The organism is Halomonas sp. SIMBA_159, assembly GCF_046536035.1.
GTDB lineage: Bacteria > Pseudomonadota > Gammaproteobacteria > Pseudomonadales > Halomonadaceae > Vreelandella > Vreelandella venusta_A.
Map to the genome: position 1 here is coordinate 1 of NZ_JAWJBT010000300.1, position 300 is coordinate 300.

The following is a 300-nucleotide window of genomic DNA, read 5'->3' on the forward strand; positions in this document are numbered from 1 at the left end:
CTACCAGGGGCCGATTTTGCTGGTCAGCGCTGCTATTCATGGTGATGAGTTAAATGGTGTAGAAGCCGTCAGGCAACTGCTGAACAAAGTAAATCCGTCAAAATTACACGGTACTCTGGTGGCTGTGCCAGTCGTCAATGTGTTCGGATTCATTCATAAATCCCGCTATTTGCCTGACAGACGCGATCTTAACCGGTGTTTTCCTGGCTCTGAACGTGGCTCAACGGCAGCCCGTATGGCCTATCAGTTCAGTGAACATGTGGTTAAAAAATGCACGCATATTATCGATTTGCACACAGG

At 48.0% G+C, this 300-nt stretch carries 1 protein-coding gene; it reads left to right on the forward strand.

Annotation, left to right across the window (positions count from 1 at the left end):
• Positions 1 to 300, forward strand: a 300-nt coding sequence (locus R0J87_RS19380) for a M14 family metallopeptidase (RefSeq protein WP_498888282.1), incomplete at both ends; no start/stop codon positions are given.